The 1,085-nt window shown below is 61.7% G+C and carries 1 protein-coding gene and 2 pseudogenes; 2 read left to right on the top strand and 1 reads right to left on the bottom strand.

Translation table 11 applies throughout. The features are described 5' to 3' along the window. Positions 1 to 108 precede the first annotated feature (108 nt). Together DFR48_RS21695 and DFR48_RS22405 are read left to right on the top strand one after the other, a co-directional pair. Complete coding sequence (locus tag DFR48_RS21695; protein ID WP_114365290.1) at positions 109 to 456, top strand: hypothetical protein; 348 nt, start codon at positions 109 to 111, stop codon at positions 454 to 456. A 90-nt stretch (positions 457 to 546) separates the two neighbouring features. Further along, a pseudogene (locus DFR48_RS22405) lies at positions 547 to 732 on the top strand (helix-turn-helix domain-containing protein); the annotation flags it as partial. Positions 733 to 745: 13 nt separating this feature from the next. On the opposite strand, the pseudogene DFR48_RS21705 reads toward DFR48_RS22405, so the two are convergent. Beyond that, positions 746 to 1,085: pseudogene (locus tag DFR48_RS21705) on the bottom strand (hypothetical protein); the annotation flags it as partial.

Consider the following 1,085-nt stretch of genomic DNA (forward strand, 5'->3'; position numbering starts at 1 on the left):
CTCTCATCGGTCATCGTCGTCTCCGTTTCAGGTTTCAGGTGTTGCAACCCGAACCTTCTCCAAGATCGGCGATGACCGCCAGCGTCACTGTCGGCCGCGCGCTGCGCTATGCCGACGGCTCCGCGCGCGGCCTCCTACACCATCAGCGGAGACACGATCCGCAATATCGTTGATGCCATCGCCGACGGGGCAGTGACAGCCAGTCTCAAGGCAAAGCTGCGCGAAAATGAAGCGGAGAAGGTGCGGTTGGTTGCCTGTCTCGACTTCCTGCGTGCGTCGACAAAGGTAGTCGAGCTTCACCCCGCATCAATCGATGCCTATCGTACCAAGATCGAGGAACTGCAACTCGGGCTGCAGTCAAACAACTCAATGCAGATGGCCTGCGAAATCCGCTCCTTGGTGACCTCTATCGAAGTCCATCCTTGCGCGGAACGAGGTCAGGTCGAGCTTTCGTGAGGGGAGCGTTAGCTGTGAAATCTCAGGAGGTTGTTCACCCGGAAGGGGTTTAGGCTGCAATCGCCAAACTCCAGCCGAGGACCCCGAAGGATGAACAACCCGCACCATGGTGCCCGTCTTACAGTTTACAGTCGAGAGCAGATCGTCAGGCGCATCGCATCGGGGCAGTCTGCCGCCGAGGTGGCCAAGGCCTTTGCCGTTTCGGTCCGCACGGTGCGCAAATGGCTCGCCCGGTTCAAAGCGGGCGGGAGCGCTGCGCTCTCAAACCACGCCAGTGCGCCCGCCCGCGTCAGCGCGCGCCTGCCTGAGCCGGTGGTGACGTTGATCCTGCACTTGCGCCGGTCCCTGCGGATGACCGGGGCGGCGATTGCACAAAGCTCGGGGTGGCGAATTCAACCGCTTCGAAGCTGCGCCACGGTCCGCGCCGATGGATGACCTCGGCCTTGTAGAGCCCGTTGATCGTTTCGGCGAGCGCGTTGTCGTAACTGTCGCCAACGCTTCCGACGGAAGGCTCGATGCCTGCCTCGGCCAGTCGCTCCGAATACTTGATCGACACGTATTGAACGCCCCTGTCCGAGTGGTGAATGAGGCCGTCGCCATGAGCGGGACGCCGCTCATGAAGCGCCTGT

Source organism: Ciceribacter lividus (assembly GCF_003337715.1).
GTDB classification, from domain to species: domain Bacteria; phylum Pseudomonadota; class Alphaproteobacteria; order Rhizobiales; family Rhizobiaceae; genus Allorhizobium; species Allorhizobium lividum.